Origin of the sequence: Gillisella taibaishanensis, from assembly GCF_001938985.1 — a bacterium.
Taxonomy (GTDB): Bacteria; Pseudomonadota; Alphaproteobacteria; order Rhizobiales; family Rhizobiaceae; genus Allorhizobium; species Allorhizobium taibaishanense.
This window is the reverse complement of sequence record NZ_MKIN01000023.1, coordinates 427,223-444,096: the sequence shown is the minus strand read 5'-3', so window position 1 is coordinate 444,096 and position 16,874 is coordinate 427,223. Positions and strand designations below refer to the sequence as shown.

Here is a 16,874-nt window from a genome sequence, read left to right as displayed (position 1 = left end):
GCTACCTTGGCGTGCCGTATGAAAGGGTATGTGTTGAAGAGGCTCGTGGACGAAAAGGACGGCGAGACCGGCGATAGCCGCCGGCCGCCCTTGCGTCTGACCTTTTCCCACCCTTTCACGCTGATCCGCCGGATCTTCGGCAACGCAGTCTTCTCCAGCCTGACGCGTCGGATCGTCTTCTTCAATCTCGCCGCCCTGATCGTTCTGGTCGGCGGGATCATGTATCTCAATCAGTTCCGCGAGGGGCTGATCGATGCGCGGGTGGAAAGCCTGCTGACCCAAGGCGAAATCATCGCCGGCGCCATTTCGGCCTCCGCCTCGGTGGATACCAATTCCATCACCATCGATCCGCAAAAACTGCTGGAATTGCAGGCCGGACAGAGCATTACCCCTGTTCCGAACGACGAGGATCTGGAATTTCCGATCAAGCCCGAGCGAGTGGCGCCTGTGTTGCGCCGGCTGATTTCGCCGACCAGAACCCGAGCGCGACTTTTCGATGCCGATGCCAATCTGCTTCTCGACTCCCGCCATCTTTATTCCCGAGGCCAAGTGCTGCGCTACGACCTTCCGCCGGTCGAGGGCGACACCGGTAGCTGGACGGAGTGGGTGACCAAACAGTTCAACCGCCTGCTGCAGCCAAGCAACGTGCCGCTCTACAAGGAAGCGCCTGGCGGAGACGGCTCGATCTATCCCGAAGTGATGAATGCCCTGACCGGCGTGCGCGGCGCCGTGGTGCGGGTGACCGAACAGGGTGAGTTGATCGTCTCGGTAGCGGTGCCGGTGCAGCGCTTCCGTGCCGTGCTCGGCGTACTGCTCTTGTCGACGCAGGCCGGCGATATCGACAAGATCGTCCATGCCGAGCGTCTGGCGATCTTGCGGGTATTCGGCGTGGCGACGCTGGTCAACATCGTGTTGTCGCTGCTCTTGTCGTCCACCATCGCCAATCCCTTGCGGCGCCTGTCGGCAGCCGCGATCCGCGTGCGGCGCGGCGCCAAGGAGCGCGAGGAAATTCCTGATTTTTCCGCCCGCCAGGACGAGATCGGCAATCTCTCGGTGGCGCTTCGCGAAATGACCACGGCGCTGTATGACCGGATCGATGCGATTGAAAGCTTTGCCGCCGATGTCAGCCACGAGCTGAAAAACCCACTGACCTCACTGCGCAGTGCCGTCGAAACGCTGCCGCTTGCCAAGACCGATGTCTCGAAACAGCGGCTGCTCGACGTCATTCAGCACGATGTTCGCCGGCTGGACCGGCTGATCAGCGATATCTCGGATGCCTCACGGCTCGATGCAGAACTGGCCCGCACCGATGCCTCCCCTGTTGATATGGAAGTCGTGCTCGGCAATCTCGTGGAGATTTCCCGCCAGATCCGCTCCACCAAAAAGCCGGTCGATATCGACTATGTCGTGGAACAGAAACAGGGGCAGAAGCAACGCTATATCGTCAACGGCCACGACTTGCGCATCGGCCAGATCGTCACCAACCTGATCGAAAACGCCCGCTCCTTCGTCCCCGAAAAGGGTGGACGAATCACTGTTAGGCTATCGCGCACCCGCAGCCGTTGCCTCATCCAGGTGGAAGACAATGGTCCCGGTATCCTCGTTGAAAATATCGATCGGATCTTTGAGCGCTTCTATACAGACAGACCGGAGGGCGAAAGCTTCGGCCAGAATTCCGGCCTCGGTCTGTCGATCAGCCGGCAGATCGCTGAGGCCCATGGCGGATCGCTGCGAGCGGAAAACATTCTCGAGCCGGAAACGGCGAAGATTCTCGGGGCGCGCTTCATCCTGACCCTGCCCGCCGAGCCAAGCCCGTGATGGCAGGCGCTCCATGACAAATCCAGGCCAAGCGCGCGAGACGTTAATTCATGCAACAGCGATCGTTCTTGGCCGGCATGGCTATCTGATCATCGGCCCGAGCGGCTCGGGTAAATCGCGGCTTGCGCGCCACCTGCTGGATAGCGCTGCCGAGACGGGTCTATTCGCCGCGCTGGTTGCCGACGACCAGGTCTCTATCGAGGTCAAAGGTGGACGGCTTCTGGCCTCGCGCCCCCGGACAATCGCCGGATTGATGGAAATCCGCTTTTCTGGTCTCGTTAAAGTCGCCAGTCTCGAGACGGCGGTAATGGACGCGGTCATTACGCCGGTGAGAGCGCAAGATGAGCCTGAACGCCTGCCACCCAGCGATGAAAGCAGACGATTTCCGGGAGATATCACCCTGCCCGTTATCCGGCTACATCAGGACCATTTGCTATCAGTTGCCAGCCTTGAACGGCTGCATTTTGCGCGAATACCGTGCTGAACGCGTAAAGACACGACTATTTTGCACTTGCACTTCGGATTTTCATCGCCAAGATGCGGTGCAAGATATGATCGTTGATTTTGGCACAGTGGAACATTGTCGCAAGGCATCGCCGCACCGGGAGATCGCTTGCTGTTTTTTATGACGGCTCTGGGTATCCCTGCGGATGGCTTGCCATACAACAGATCAGTGGACGAAACTATTGCAGTGCGATAACTGGCAGTCAGCAGTTGAGCAGGGAGCTATAAGCGAATGATCGGACTTGTGCTTGTCACCCATGGCAAGCTGGCTGAAGAATTTCATTATGCCGTGGAACATGTGGTTGGTCCGCAGAAATTCATCGAGACGATTTGTATCGGTCCTGAAGACGATATGGATCAGCGTCGCCAGGACATTCTCGACGCCGTGATGCGCGCCGATGACGGGCACGGGGTGATCATTCTCACCGACATGTTTGGCGGAACGCCATCGAATCTGGCGATTTCTGTCATGAATACCGGGCGCATCGAAGTGATCGCCGGCGTCAACCTGCCGATGTTGATCAAGCTCGCCGGTGTGCGCGGCGAAAATGACATGGAAAAGGCGCTCGTCGATGCTTCCGAGGCCGGCCGCAAATATATTAACGTCGCCAGCCGCGTCCTTAGCGGCAAGTAGGATCGGCCAGACACGAATGACTTCCTTCACCAGAGAGATGCTGATCGTCAACAAGCGCGGCTTGCACGCGCGGGCGTCTGCGAAATTCGTCCAGACCGTGCAAAGTTTTAATGCCGAAGTCACCGTCAGCAAGGACGGCACCACCGTAGGCGGCACCTCTATCATGGGCCTGATGATGCTCGCCGCCAGCCCTGGCTGCACCATCACAGTGGTGACATCAGGCGAAGAGGCAGAAAAGGCGCTTGAAACGCTGGACGCCCTGGTTCGCGACAAGTTTGGCGAGGAAATGTAAACCACGATCGAACATAAAGATATAAAGACCTCTTTATGTGATTATTGCCTTCCCCTGCTTTCCCTGATACACGAATGACACTGGCCTGCCGCAGAATGGCGGGCGGCGCATGGGCGCGTCCGCTGCTTGAAGCGGGTTATGCTCTTGCGTTTCAATCCCGGTCTGGAGAAAGCCATGAGCACTGTACAAGATTACATCGTCGCCGATATCGGCCTTGCGGATTACGGCCGCAAGGAACTGGATATCGCCGAGACGGAAATGCCGGGCCTGATGGCCTGCCGCACGGAACTGGGTGCGACTAAGCCGCTCAAGGGCGCACGCATCAGCGGCTCGCTGCATATGACCATTCAAACGGCTGTCCTGATCGAGACGCTGACGGCACTTGGCGCCGACGTCCGTTGGGCGTCCTGCAACATCTTTTCCACCCAGGACCATGCCGCTGCCGCAATCGCTGCATCTGGCGTTCCGGTCTTTGCCGTCAAGGGTGAAAGCCTCACGGAATATTGGGACTATACCGACCGGATCTTCCAATGGACCGACGGTGGCCAGTCGAACATGATCCTCGACGATGGCGGCGACGCGACCATGTACATCCTGCTCGGCGCTCGTGCCGAAGCCGGCGAAAATGTGCTGATCAACCCGGCTTCAGAAGAAGAAGAAATTCTGTTCGCGCAGATCAAGAAGCGGCTGGCTGCAACGCCTGGCTTCTTTACCCGCCAGCGCGACGCCATCAAGGGCGTAACTGAGGAAACCACGACAGGCGTCAACCGTCTGTATCAGCTCAGCCAGAAGGGCCTGCTGCCCTTCCCGGCCATCAACGTCAACGACTCAGTGACCAAATCGAAGTTCGACAACAAATACGGCTGCAAGGAATCGCTGGTCGACGGTATCCGCCGCGCCACCGACGTGATGATGGCTGGCAAGGTTGCCGTGGTCTGCGGCTATGGCGATGTTGGCAAGGGTTCTGCCGCCTCGCTGCGCGGTGCCGGCGCCCGTGTCAAGGTGACGGAAGTCGATCCGATCTGCGCCTTGCAGGCCGCGATGGACGGTTTTGAAGTGGTTCAGCTGGAGGATGTTGTCAGCTCGGCGGATATCTTCATCACCACGACCGGCAACAAGGACGTCATCCGCATCGAGCATATGCGCGCGATGAAGGATATGGCGATCGTCGGCAATATCGGCCATTTCGACAATGAAATTCAGATCTCCGCGCTGAAGAACCTGAAGTGGGTAAACATCAAGCCGCAGGTCGACATGATCGAATTCCCGGCTGGTAACCGGATGATCCTCCTGTCGGAAGGCCGCCTGCTGAACCTCGGCAACGCGACCGGCCACCCTTCCTTCGTGATGAGCGCGTCGTTCACCAACCAGGTTCTGGCCCAGATCGAGCTCTACACCAAGCCCGACGCCTACAAGAACCAGGTCTATGTTCTGCCCAAGCATCTCGATGAAAAGGTTGCGCGCCTGCATCTCGACAAGCTTGGCGTGAAGCTCACGCAGCTCTCGGATGAACAGGCTTCCTATATCGGCGTCACGCCGGCTGGCCCGTTCAAGGCTGATCACTACAGATATTAATCCGTAGCCAGATATACACAAGATATAGCGATCCCAGCCTTGACAAAAGGCTGGGATTTCTTTTTTGCTCCACCCCTTTTTTCGAATTCTTATCCACAGTATTGTTTTCAGACTTGATTCGTGTGCCTCGCAGGCGCTGCCGGATCGCGCCGGGTGATTGCTTTCACCAGGATTGCGTTCTGCTTTGCCTGTGACGCAGCAAGCGGGTTGCATGACGTCACCTGTCGCCTCGGGCCTGGTGATGCGACCCTGCAGGAGAGCACGCGAAATGGGGATGTCTTGTCGAAATGCGGCACACTGGACGGAGACAGACCGAAAATGACGGTTCATGCGAAATACCCGTTCCTACGGGGAAGGACGGGTACATATATGCGTGCAGTATCGGCGCCTCATAAGGGCTCGACGGCAGAGCTTTGTCGGTCAAGAAGCGGCTTCAGGCTGTCCTGGCCCTTGGCACGCTGGTGGCTGCGCGGCAGCACCGTCCTGGCCAGCGGGCTGGGCTTGCAAGCTGTTCTCGCTGGTTCGGCATCTGCCCAGGCGCTGAACGCCGGCAGCATTGAAACCTTTTCATCCACTGAAATGATCGGATTTTCACTGGTTATCGGCGCAATTTCCGCCACGCTTCTGTCGACGCTCTGGCTGGTACGCCAACGCAATGGCATCGAAGCAGAAAGCCGCGAAATCCGCTCTGCACTATCGGATGCTAATCAGAGAATTTCCCGCTACCAGGCGCTGATCGCCGACAAGAACCGCCGCATCGTTATCTGGGACGGCGGGGAGACCAAGCCAGAGCAACTCGGTCAATTGCCTGTCGAAACCGGTGCTCCACAAACCGAGGCTGATTTTCTCGCCTTTGGGCGCTGGATGAAGCCGGGTTCGGCCGCCGAACTGGACAACGCAATCGAAAAGCTGCGTTTCAATGCTCAGAGTTTCGACCTGATCGTCGAGACCTATCGCGACGAAGTTCTCGAAGTACAAGGCCGGGTGTCCGGTGGCCGGGCTTTTGCCCGGTTTGTAGCCCTCAACAATCTGCGCGCCGAACTGGCCGAATTGAAGATCGAAAAGACTCGCCTGACAACCGCCATCGAAACCTTCGAGAGCTTGCTGGAGTCGGTCGAGCAGCCGGTTTGGCAGCGTGATTCCGAAGGACGTCTGGTCTGGGTAAACCAGGCCTATAGCGACGCCGTTGAGGCGCTGACCCCTGATCAGGCCGTGCAGGAAAACCGGGAAATTCTCAACACCATTACCCGGGAAAAGATCCGCGCGACGCTGACGCCGATCTCGCCCTTCCACGATACGGTTTCGACCGTGGTGCATGGCAACCGCACCTTCTTTTCCGTCGTCGACACCAAGACGCCGAAGGGCTCATGCGGCATGGCGATCGACGTGTCGCGCGAAGAGGCGCTGCGCGAGGAACTGAGCCGGACTTTGAAGAGCCATGCCGAAACGCTCGATCATCTCGCTACGCCGGTCGCAATTTTCGACGGCGAACGGCGGCTGCAATTCTACAACCAGGCCTTCCAGCAGCTCTGGGATCTGGATCTCGCCTTCCTTGAATCCCGGCCCGACCACGCGGAACTGCTCGACCGGCTGCGCAGCGCCGGTAAGCTGCCGGAACAGTTGAGCTGGAAAGCCTGGAAGGAAAACACCCTTTCCGTCTATCGCTCCATCGATACGCAAACCGTGCTCTGGCACCTGCCCAACGGTCAGACGCTGCGGGTCATCGCCTCGGCCCATCCGCAGGGCGGCGCCACCTGGGTTTTCGAGAACCTGACCGAACAGGTCGATCTCGAGACCCGCTACAATACGCTGGTGCGTGTTCAGGGCGAGACCATCGATCACCTCTCCGAGGGCGTCGCGGTCTTTGGTCCCGATGGCCGTATCCGTCTGTCGAACCCGGCCTTCCGGGCGCTCTGGGGTATTACCGAGGCGCAAGCGGCGCCGGGCACCCATATCCGCGCCATCGAAGAAGCCTGCGCGCCCTCCTATGAAAAGCCGGATGGCTGGCGCGCCTTCGGCAAGATGATCACCAGCTTCGAAGATGAGCGGCCGTCCAGCCAGGGCACGATCGAGCTGATGTCCGGCCTCGTGCTGGATTATGCCGTCATCCCGCTGCCGAACGCCCAGACCATGCTGACCTTCGTCAACATCACCGACAGCGTGCGGGCTGAGCGGGCACTGCTAGAAAAGAACGAGGCGCTGCGCAAGGCCGACGAGCTGAAGAACGATTTCGTACAGCATATTTCCTACGAACTGCGCTCGCCGCTCACCAATATCATCGGCTTTACCGATCTGCTGAAGTCGACGGCAATTGGCCCGCTCAATCCGAAGCAGTCGGAATATGTCGACCATATCTCCACGTCCTCGGCCGTGCTTTTGACCATCGTCAACGATATTCTCGATCTCGCCACCGTCGATGCAGGCATCATGCGGTTGACCTATTCCGATATCGACCTGACCGATCTGCTCGACGACGTCTCCATGCAGATGACGGACCGGTTGCAGGAAGGCGGCGTGACGCTGGAAATTCTGGCTGCTCCGCATCTCGGCGACATCGTTGCCGATCAACAGCGTCTGAAGCAGATCCTGATCAAGATCATCACCAATGCCGTAAACTTCTCGCCCGAAGGCGCGAAGGTCGTGCTCAAATGCTGGCGCGAAGAGGCGGATTTCGTTTTCTCGGTCTCCGATACCGGGTGCGGTATTCCCGAGGACATGCTGCCGTCGGTGTTCAAGCGCTTCTCCTCCAATGCCAAGGGCGGCAAGCGGACCGGTGCAGGTCTGGGCCTCTCCATCGTTGAGAGTTTCGTGCATCTGCACAGCGGCACCGTGTCGATCAATAGCGTGCCTGACCAAGGAACCACGGTTCTTTGCCGGATTCCTTCAGGCGTTCTCGTCCATTCCGTCGCTGCAGAATGACCATCGCGCCATCGTCACTGTCGATCATCCTGCCCGATGAAGCTGCGACTATCCAGCTGGGCGAAGATCTGGCGCTGGCGCTAAAGGCGGGCGATTGCCTAGCGCTTTATGGGGATTTGGGTGCTGGTAAATCGACACTGGCGCGTGCATTTCTGCGGGCAATGGCCGATGACGACATGCTCGACGTGCCAAGCCCGACCTTCACCCTTGTTCAAAGTTACGAGTTGCGCATTCCCGTCGCGCATTTCGATCTCTACCGGCTGAGCGACGCATCGGAACTGGACGAACTCGGCTTCGACGAGGCCTTGGAGATCGGGATATGTCTCGTCGAGTGGCCTGAGAGAGCCGATGACCGGCTGCCGAAATCGGTGATCAGCTTGCACTACGGCTTCACTCCCGACGGCGGCCGCGCGCTGACCATTACAGGGCCGAAACTAAAACTTGACCGTATTTCCCGCGTGCTGGCGATCCGGGCCTTTCTTGACCGTAATGCCATGAAGGCCGCTCGCCGCCGCTTTCTCAGCGGTGATGCGGATTACCGTGCCTATGAGGTTGTGCGGCTGGATGGTCAACCGCAGCGAATCCTGATGGACAGCCCGCCGCGGCCGGATACGCCGGTGATCCGCTTTGGCAAGACCTATCCGGAACTGGTGCATCTGGCTGAAGATTACCGACCTTTCGTCGCCATTGACCAGTTGCTTGCCTCCATGGGCGTTACCGTCCCGCAGATTTATGCCACTGATCCCGATGGCATCTTGCTGACGGAAGATCTCGGCCAAGACGGCATTCTTGATGATGAGGGCCGGCCGATTGCCGAGCGGTATCTTGAGGCCGCCGCCACGCTGGCCTTTCTGCATGGCCAGATTGTTTCACGTGAAATCACCGTTGCGCCCGACCATATTCACCGTATCCCGGATTTTGATACGCAAGCCATGGGTTTTGAGACTGAACTGCTGCTCGATTGGTATGTCGAGTGGAAGCTTGGTCGCAAACCAACCGAAGACGAGCGGCAGACCTATGCTCAGCTCTGGTCCAAGCTGTTTAGCCAGATCAGTGATCGCGAAAGCCTTGTTTTACGCGATGTGCACTCGCCCAACCTGCTCTGGCAAGGGAACCGCCGAGGCATCCAACGCGTTGGCTTGATCGACTTCCAGGATGCGATGATCGGGCCTGCCGCCTATGATCTCGCCTCGCTGGTGCAGGACGCGCGGGTAACCGTCGAGCCGGATCTACAGCGGCAGATGCTCGATCATTATCTCGACCTGCGCCAATCGGAAGCCGGATTCGATCATGATGCGCTGCTGCGCGATTTCGCCATCATGGCAGTCCAGCGCAATTGCAAGCTGGTCGGCCTCTGGGTGCGATTGATGAAGCGGGATGGCAAGCCCGATTATATGAAGCACATGCCGCGCACCCTCACCTACCTCACCGCCGCGCTTGACCACGAGACGCTGCATCCGCTGCGCAATTGGCTGACCGGCCTTGGCCTGTTGGAGCGGGTCTGACAGGACTTTGAATGCTGCCTTGAGAGTGGTTCTGCGGGAAGATCTGCGATAGACAGAGGCAGATCCAGAGATTCGAAAGCCGAATTCAAACCCATGACCATTTCCCAAGCCATGGTGCTGGCCGCAGGGCTCGGCACCAGAATGCGTCCGATCACAGATACGCTGCCAAAACCGCTGGTGAAAGTGGCGGGCAAGACGCTGGTCGATTACGCCCTGGACCACCTGAGCCAAGCCGGCGTCGAGACGGCGGTGGTCAATATCCATCATTTTCCAGAGATGATGCTGGCGCATCTGGCGCAGCGGCCGGCGCCGCGCATTCTGATTTCGGACGAGCGTGACGGACTGATGAACAATGGTGGCGGCCTTGCCAAAGGCATCAAGCTGCTCCAGCCCGGCCCGCTCCTGGTGATGAATGCCGACCTTTTCTGGATCGGTGAGCCCAAGGGACAGCCGACCAATCTTCAAAGGCTGGGAGCCGCCTTTGACCCAGCAGCTATGGACATGATCATGCTCTGCGTGCGGCTGGAGCAGACCACCGGCCACAATGGCAAAAATGACTTCAATCTCGGCACCGATGGCCGCCTGACGCGCTACAAGTCCGATGATCCGAACCCGGTTGTCTATGCCGGGGCGCTGGCCATGGATCGCGCGCTACTCGACGATGCGCCACAGGATGCCTTCAACCTCAATATCTATTTCGACACGGCAATTACCAAGGGCAGGCTGTTCGGCTTGATGCTGGAAGGCGAATGGCTAACCGTCGGCACGCCTGAAGCAATTGGTGAGGCCGAGGCCGTTCTCGCCCGCCTGCCTCAAGGCGCCTGACGATGGAAGCGAGTGCTCCAGGCGATAGAACCGGACCCGGAAGCCGGGCAAGGATTGTGACCATCCCACCTGCCCGGCCGTTCCTGCGCTTGATCGCCGAGATGCTCTGCGACGGGCGGCTGGCGCCAGGCTATCGCTACGACCCTGCCGATCCGCTGTCGCTGTCAAAGGTCACTATTCTGGTGCCGACCCGGCGCGCCGTGCGCGTGCTGCGTGCCCAATTCGTGGAGGTCCTGGGCGGGCGCTCGGCGATCCTGCCGATCATCAAGCCGCTCGGTGAAGCCGAAGACGACGCCAGCTATTTTGACGCCGAGCCGCCGGCGCTGCTCGCGCTCAATCCGCCGATCAGCAACACGGTGCGGCTGCTGGAACTGGCGCAACTGATCCTGGCCTGGCGCAACAAGCTGCCGGATATCGTGCTGAGCATCCATACCGAAACGCCGCTTGTTGCCCCCGCAAGCCCGGCCGATGCCGTCTGGCTTGCACGGGCGCTGGTGGAACTGATCGATGCCGTGGAGACCGAAGAGCGCGACTGGAGCGATCTGGAAAAGCTCGATGCCCGCGACTTTGCCTCCTGGTGGCAGCTGACGCTCGCCTTCCTCGGCATTGCCAGCGCCTATTGGCCGGCGCGGCTGGAAGAATTGAGCCGGTCATCACCAGTTCTGCATCGCAATGCGCTGCTGCGGGCCGAGCGCGACCGGCTGGCGCGCCTGCCCGGCGATAGCCCTGTCATCGTCGCCGGCTCCACCGGCTCCATCCCCGCCGCCTCGGAACTGATCGCGACCGTGGCCCAGCTTCCCCACGGCGTAATCGTCTTGCCAGGCCTGGACAAGACCATGCCCGAGTACCAGTGGCTGACTGTCGGCGGCGAGCAGCCGCCCGGCATGCCGCCAGAGCCGACCGCACGCACGCATCCGCAATACGGGCTGCACCGACTTTTGGGCCGGCTTCACCTCACCCGTGACGATGTCGAGGTGCTGGACCCGGCGGAGCCTGATCTTGCCGACCGCAGTGAAATCCTGTCGCGTGCCCTATCGCCCGCCAAGGCAACGGATGGCTGGACCGCCTGGCGTGCTGCGTTTGGCGACGCCAGGTTCGAGGCGGCCTTTGCCGATGTGGCGCTGATCGAAGCGGCCAATGAACGGGAAGAAGCCATTGCGATTGCCATCGCGCTGCGTCTTGCGCTGGAGCGGCCCGGCAGCGACGGCGGCGAGAGCCGGGCGGCGCTCATCACGCCCGACCGCAATCTTGCCCGCCGGGTGGCGTCTGAGCTTGCCCGCTTCGGCATCGAGGCCGACGATTCCGCCGGCACGCCCTTTGCCGCGACGCCGCAGGGCACGCTGCTGACCCTGATGCTGGAAGCGGTGCTGAGGCCGGGCGATCCGCTGGCGATCGTATCTCTTCTGAAGCATCCGCTAGCCCGGTTTGGCAGGCCGGTCGAGGGCCATAGGGCTGCCGCCGATGCGCTGGAAGCTATTGCGCTGCGCGGTGGCACCGGCACCATTGATATTGCTGGTCTGGCACCAATATTCGACGAGCAGCGCATTGCGCAATTCGATGATCGGCATCCGCCCGCCTGGCGGCGCTCGATGAGCGAGACGGCGCAGGAAGACGCACGAACGTTCGCGCTTGCGCTGGCCGAAGCGGTAGAACCGCTGGCCACGCATGTCGTTGCCAAGCCCGATGGCCGGCATTTCACCGCCCGGCTGTCGCTGAAGGACTGGGCCGAGCGCACCGGCCGGGTTCTGGAAGCGGTGGCCCGTACCGATGGTGGCGATCTGGCGCCGCTTTGGGCCGACGAGGCCGGCGGGGTACTGGCGCAGATGCTGAGCGAGATCATGGAAACCGATGGCGAAATGAGCGCCGACGGTCCGCAATGGATCGAGATCGTCGCGGCGCTGACGGCGAGCCTGTCGGTCAAGCCGAAATCGCTGCGCCATCCGCGCGTCTTCATTTTCGGGGCGCTGGAATCGCGTCTGCAAACCGTCGATACCATGGTGCTCGGCGGCCTCAACGAGGGCTCTTGGCCGGGGACCACCACCAATAATCCCTTTCTGTCACGCAGCATGAAGACTGATATGGGCCTGGAGCCACCGGAGCGACAAATCGGCCAGCTTGCCCATGACTTCGAAATGGCCAATGGCACCCGCCACCTGATTTACTGCCGGGCGCTGCGCCAGGGTTCAGCACCGACAGTCGCTTCGCGCTGGCTGCAGCGGCTGCTGGCGCTGGGCGGCAAGGAATTCGCTGCCACCCTGAAGGCCCGGGGCGAGCGCTACCGGCACTTCGCTGATCTTCTCGACAAGGGGCCCGAACAAGCGCCGGCGCAACGGCCGCAGCCCAAGCCCCCGGCCGATCTGCATCCGAAGACCTATTCCTTCAGCGAGGTCGGAAGGCTGCGGCGCGATCCCTATGCGATCTATGCCCGCCGTATCCTGAAACTTGATGCCGTCGATGGTTTCAATACCGATCCCGGTGCTTCTGAACGCGGAACGCTTTATCACGCGATCATCGAGCGGTTTGTGGCCGAGATGCCTGAGAAACTGGGACCAGAAGCCGAACAGCTCATGGCGGATATTGCCGACCAGCTGTTCGTCGAGGAAAATCTACCGCCGCATATCTACGTCGTCTGGCGCAAGCGCTTTGCCGAAGTGGGGCGCGCCTTTATTGACTGGCAACGCAAGCGTGATCCGGCGAAACTGGTGACGGAAGCCCACGCCGGGGTTGAACTTCCCGGTATCGATATCCGGCTAACTGGTGTCGCCGACCGGATCGATATCCGTGCCGGCCATGCCGATATCATCGATTACAAAACCGGACTCAACCCCAGCGTCTCCCAGGCCCGCAGCCTGCTCGATCCGCAACTGCCGCTGGAGGCGGCGGCACTGGAAAGAGGCGCCTTCAAGGATGTGGGACGGCTGACGCCGGATAATCTGATCTATGTTCGGCTCCGGCCGGGTGGGCGCTTCAAGGCTGAGACAGTCAACAACGAGCTGACCGGCAAAGGTGACAAGGCCAAATCCGCGCTGGATCTTGCAACGGAATCCATCGAACAGCTGACCCGCTTCGTCGCCCTGCTGCAATCGGGCGAGCGCGGCTATGTCTCGCGGCTGATGCCTGCACTGATGAATGATTTCAGTGGCGATTACGACCATCTCGCCCGCGTGGCGGAATGGTCCACCGCCGAAGCGGCAGAGGAGAGCGGCGGCGATGACTGATCCCGAGATACTGCGCGAGGGTGAAGACCCGATCGACTGGACCACGCGGCAGCAATCGCTGGCGTCAGACCCTGCACGTTCCGCCTGGGTCTCGGCCAATGCCGGATCAGGCAAAACCCATGTTCTCACCCAGCGGGTCATTCGCCTGCTACTGGCTGGCGCCCGCCCCTCCTCCATTCTCTGCCTGACCTATACCAAGGCGGCGGCGTCTGAGATGTCTAACCGGGTGTTCGACCGGCTGGCGGAATGGGCAACCCTGTCCGATCAGGATCTCGCCGGCCGGATCGAAGCCATTGAGCGACGGCCTCCGGACCGGATAAAGATTGCCGAGGCGCGCCGGCTGTTTGCACGGGCGCTGGAAACGCCGGGTGGGCTGAAAATCCAGACCATCCATGCCTTTTGCGAGGCGCTGCTGCATCAGTTTCCGCTGGAGGCCAATGTCGCCGGGCATTTTTCGGTGCTCGACGACCGCGCTGCCTCCGTGCTGTTGGCTGATGCGCGCCGCTCGCTTTTAACAGCGACTGCTGCGGAAGACGACGCGGCGCTGGCCGAAGCCTTTGCAGAAGTCCTGAGCCTGGGTGATGAATTCGGCCTGGAAAATCTGCTCTCGGATATCGTCTCCAATCGCCATGCCGTGCGCGGCTTCCTGGCAAAAGCCCGCCATCACGGTGGCGTCGATCCCGCCTTGCGGGCAGCACTCGGCGTTACGCCTGAGGAGACGGCGCAATCGCTGGCAGAGGCCTTCTGGCCGCTGCCGAGCCTGGAGGGGCCACAGCTCTCCACCTATATCGATCTGGCGCTGAGCAAGGGTGGCGTGCTGGTACAGGGCGTGGCTTTGAAGCTTGAGGCCGCCGTTCGCCAGCCGGACGCTTTGCTGCGGGTCGGCCTGCTGGAAGAGGCCTTCTTTACTGCAGCCGACAAGCCGAAGGCCGATCGCTCGCTGATTGCCGCCGCCATGGCCAAAGCGGCCCCTTACCTGTCCGATGCGATTTTTGCTGCGCGCGACCACGTCGTTGCCTGCCGCGAGCGGCTGAGGCTCTATCGCCTCTTCACCGCTACCCGGGCAGCGCTGACGCTGGCCGAGCGGCTGGATCACGACTATGAGGAGCTGAAAAAGCGCAGCAGCCAACTGGATTTTGAAGATCTGATTGCCCGCACGGCCGAGCTTTTGACCCGCAGCACTGTTGGCCCCTGGGTGCATTACAAGCTGGACCAGGGCATCGACCACATCCTTGTCGATGAAGCCCAGGACACGAGCCCGGTGCAATGGTCGGTGATCCGGTCGCTGCGCGAGGATTTCTTTTCCGGCCAAAGCGCGCGGCCGGTGCGCCGCACCTTCTTTGCGGTTGGTGACGAAAAGCAATCGATCTATTCCTTCCAGGGCGCGCGGCCGGAGCGTTTTTCCGAGGAAGCGCGCGAGACGGCGCAGGAAGTGGCCCGCGGCGGCGAGGCCTTCAGCGCCATCCGGCTGCCGCTTTCCTTCCGCTCTACCCACGCGGTGCTCTCAGCCGTCGACCAAGTGTTTTCCAAGCCGGACAATGCGCGGGGCCTGTCTGCCACCTCGGAAGCGGTCGTGCATATGTCGAGCCGCAGCGGCCATCCCGGCACCGTCGAGGTCTGGGAGATGATCGCGCCGGAAGGCGTCGATAACGAAGAGGACTGGACCGCGCCCTTCGATGCGACGCCGGAAAGTGCGCCCTCGGCTATCCTGGCACGGCGCATTGCCCAGCGGATCGAGGCGATGATCGGGCGGGAAACCATTGTCGAAAAGGGTGTGGAGCGGGCCATCGAAGCCGGCGATATCCTCATTCTCGTGCGCAAGCGAGGTGCCTTCGTCAATGCGCTGACCCGAGCCTTGAAGCGCCGCAGCCATATTCCCGTTGCTGGCGCCGACAGGCTGCGGCTGACGGGCCATATCGCCGTGCAGGATTTGCTGGCGCTCGGGCGGTTCGTTCTGTTCAGCGCCGACGATCTGTCGCTGGCGGCGCTGTTGAAAAGCCCTCTGTTCGATCTTGGCGAGGACCATGTATTCGAAGTGGCCGCCCGGCGCGGCGACCTCTCCGTTTATGCGGAAATTGCCCGGTTGGCGGAAGAAGGATCGGCGCTGTGGCAGGCCATTCTCAACCGGCTGCAACGCTACCAGACGCTGGCGCACACGCTGCTGCCGCATGATTTCTATGCGCGGGTGCTGGGCCCGCTGGGCGGGCGGCGGGACTTTCTGGCTCGGCTCGGCAGCGAAGTCAGCGACATCCTCGATGAATTCCTGACCTTTACCCTCTCGCATGAGCAGGCCGGCCTGCCAGGGCTGCAATCCTTCATCACCACGCTGGAGCAGGAATCGCCGGAAGTGAAGCGTGAGCAGGACAAGGAGCGCAGCGAAGTTCGGATCATGACCGTGCATGCCTCCAAGGGTCTGGAAGCACCGGTCGTGTTTTTGGTCGATGACGGAGCCAAGGCCTTCAACCATACGCATCTACCGAAATTTCGCATGATCGAGACAGGTCAGAAGATTGGCGAATGCCCGATCTGGGCGCCGGTCAAGGCGGTCGATACGGCGCTGACGGCGGAAGATGTGGCGCGGCGCCGGCAGGCGACCGAGGAAGAATATCGCCGGCTGCTCTATGTCGGCATGACCCGCGCCGCCGACCGGCTGGTGGTCTGCGGCTATCGCGGCAAGCAGCAGCAGCCCGAGATCTGGCATGAAATGGTCTGGTCTGCCCTGAAGGATGATGGCGAACGCTGCCGGGAAGAGCGGTTCAAGGGATCTGACGGAGAATGGCAGGGCCTGCTCTGGCAGATGGAGGCCGGCCCGGAGCGGTTTCGCCGGCAGGAGCAGCAGACGCATGAAAAGTCGGAGCTGGAAGCCCTGCCGGAGGCGCTGCTGCGCCCTGCCCCACCGCCGCCGCGCCTGCCCCGGCCTCTCAGCCCGTCCGGTGCCGGCATCGAGATTGATGACGAAGACGGCAACCTGATGCTGAACTCACCCTTGTTCGGCAAGGGTGAGGATGCGGGCCTTGCCTTGCAGCGAGGGCGGTTGGTGCATCGCATGCTGCAAATGCTGCCAGGCCTGCCCTCTGACGAGCGCGAGGCTGCCGCACGGCGTTACAGCGAGCGCGCCGCGCGCTTTTGGCCGGCGGGAGCGCGGGAGCAGCTCGTGATCCAGGTGCTTGCCGTACTTGATCATCCGGCGCTGACCACCGTGTTTTCCGCCCATGCGCAGGCGGAACTGTCGCTGATGGGCACGATGCGGCTGGGCGGCGAAGAGCGCGCCGTTTCCGCCCGGGTCGACCGGATGGCGGTGACTGACGAAAAAGTGATCCTGCTAGACTATAAGACCAACCGTCAGCCGCCGCGCCGGGAAAGCGATGTGCCGCTCTCCCATTCCGCCCAGCTGGCTATTTATCGGGAATTGCTGACGTCCCTCTATCCAAACAGGCCGATAGAATGCCTGCTGGTCTATACGGAAGGGCCACATGTGGTGGCGCTGACGGAGGTAACGCTCAGCCATGCATTGCAGGCACTTCAGCCCCTTCACCAAGACTAAGTTGAAATCCCCGCAATAACCATCATATATGTGACAACAG

General features: G+C 61.0%; 10 protein-coding genes. All 10 read left to right on the top strand.

All coding sequences use genetic code 11. The annotated features are described in order from the left end of the window. Positions 1 to 33: 33 nt before the first annotated feature. The 10 genes from BJF91_RS18770 to addA all read left to right on the top strand — a co-directional run bounded on the left by BJF91_RS18770 (position 34) and on the right by addA (position 16,834). Positions 34 to 1,818: a stimulus-sensing domain-containing protein gene (locus BJF91_RS18770; protein ID WP_407639898.1), complete on the top strand. Its 1,785-nt coding sequence runs from the start codon at positions 34 to 36 to the stop codon at positions 1,816 to 1,818. A 13-nt stretch (positions 1,819 to 1,831) separates the two neighbouring features. Then, a complete protein-coding gene (locus BJF91_RS18765; RefSeq protein ID WP_075616034.1) occupies positions 1,832 to 2,302 on the top strand; it encodes an HPr kinase/phosphorylase in 471 nt (156 codons plus the stop codon). A gap of 252 nt (positions 2,303 to 2,554) precedes the next feature. Further along, positions 2,555 to 2,956, top strand: coding sequence for a PTS sugar transporter subunit IIA (locus BJF91_RS18760; RefSeq protein ID WP_012654538.1), 402 nt, complete (start codon positions 2,555 to 2,557; stop codon positions 2,954 to 2,956). Positions 2,957 to 2,972: 16 nt separating this feature from the next. Then, complete coding sequence (locus BJF91_RS18755; RefSeq protein ID WP_075616033.1) at positions 2,973 to 3,248, top strand: HPr family phosphocarrier protein; 276 nt, start codon at positions 2,973 to 2,975, stop codon at positions 3,246 to 3,248. A 174-nt stretch (positions 3,249 to 3,422) separates the two neighbouring features. Beyond that, complete coding sequence (gene ahcY, locus BJF91_RS18750; RefSeq protein WP_075616109.1) at positions 3,423 to 4,823, top strand: adenosylhomocysteinase; 1,401 nt, start codon at positions 3,423 to 3,425, stop codon at positions 4,821 to 4,823. A 369-nt stretch (positions 4,824 to 5,192) separates the two neighbouring features. Next, the gene (locus tag BJF91_RS18745; protein WP_075616032.1) at positions 5,193 to 7,742 is read left to right on the top strand and encodes a sensor histidine kinase; all 2,550 of its coding nucleotides are present in this window, start codon (positions 5,193 to 5,195) and stop codon (positions 7,740 to 7,742) included. Then, the gene (tsaE, locus tag BJF91_RS18740) at positions 7,739 to 9,247 is read left to right on the top strand and encodes a tRNA (adenosine(37)-N6)-threonylcarbamoyltransferase complex ATPase subunit type 1 TsaE (protein WP_075616031.1); all 1,509 of its coding nucleotides are present in this window, start codon (positions 7,739 to 7,741) and stop codon (positions 9,245 to 9,247) included. The genes BJF91_RS18745 and tsaE overlap by 4 nt, the downstream gene beginning before the upstream one ends. A gap of 93 nt (positions 9,248 to 9,340) precedes the next feature. Next, complete coding sequence (locus tag BJF91_RS18735; RefSeq protein WP_075616030.1) at positions 9,341 to 10,072, top strand: nucleotidyltransferase family protein; 732 nt, start codon at positions 9,341 to 9,343, stop codon at positions 10,070 to 10,072. Positions 10,073 to 10,074: 2 nt separating this feature from the next. After that, positions 10,075 to 13,290 carry a double-strand break repair protein AddB gene (addB, locus tag BJF91_RS18730; RefSeq protein ID WP_075616029.1) on the top strand — a complete coding sequence of 1,072 codons (3,216 nt, stop codon included), beginning with the start codon at positions 10,075 to 10,077 and terminating at the stop codon, positions 13,288 to 13,290. After that, positions 13,283 to 16,834 (top strand): double-strand break repair helicase AddA, encoded by a 3,552-nt coding sequence (gene addA / locus BJF91_RS18725; RefSeq protein ID WP_075616028.1) that lies wholly within the window; start codon positions 13,283 to 13,285, stop codon positions 16,832 to 16,834. Before addB ends, addA begins: the two co-directional genes overlap by 8 nt. Positions 16,835 to 16,874: the final 40 nt, after the last annotated feature.

Coding starts and splice junctions, on each gene's coding strand:
- BJF91_RS18760 (WP_012654538.1), top strand. CDS start 2,555: ATGATCGGACTTGTGCTTGTCACCCATGGCAAGCTGGCTGAAGAATTT.
- BJF91_RS18755 (WP_075616033.1), top strand. CDS start 2,973: ATGACTTCCTTCACCAGAGAGATGCTGATCGTCAACAAGCGCGGCTTG.
- BJF91_RS18765 (WP_075616034.1), top strand. CDS start 1,832: ATGACAAATCCAGGCCAAGCGCGCGAGACGTTAATTCATGCAACAGCG.
- ahcY (WP_075616109.1), top strand. CDS start 3,423: ATGAGCACTGTACAAGATTACATCGTCGCCGATATCGGCCTTGCGGAT.
- addA (WP_075616028.1), top strand. CDS start 13,283: ATGACTGATCCCGAGATACTGCGCGAGGGTGAAGACCCGATCGACTGG.
- BJF91_RS18735 (WP_075616030.1), top strand. CDS start 9,341: ATGACCATTTCCCAAGCCATGGTGCTGGCCGCAGGGCTCGGCACCAGA.
- addB (WP_075616029.1), top strand. CDS start 10,075: ATGGAAGCGAGTGCTCCAGGCGATAGAACCGGACCCGGAAGCCGGGCA.
- BJF91_RS18745 (WP_075616032.1), top strand. CDS start 5,193: ATGCGTGCAGTATCGGCGCCTCATAAGGGCTCGACGGCAGAGCTTTGT.
- tsaE (WP_075616031.1), top strand. CDS start 7,739: ATGACCATCGCGCCATCGTCACTGTCGATCATCCTGCCCGATGAAGCT.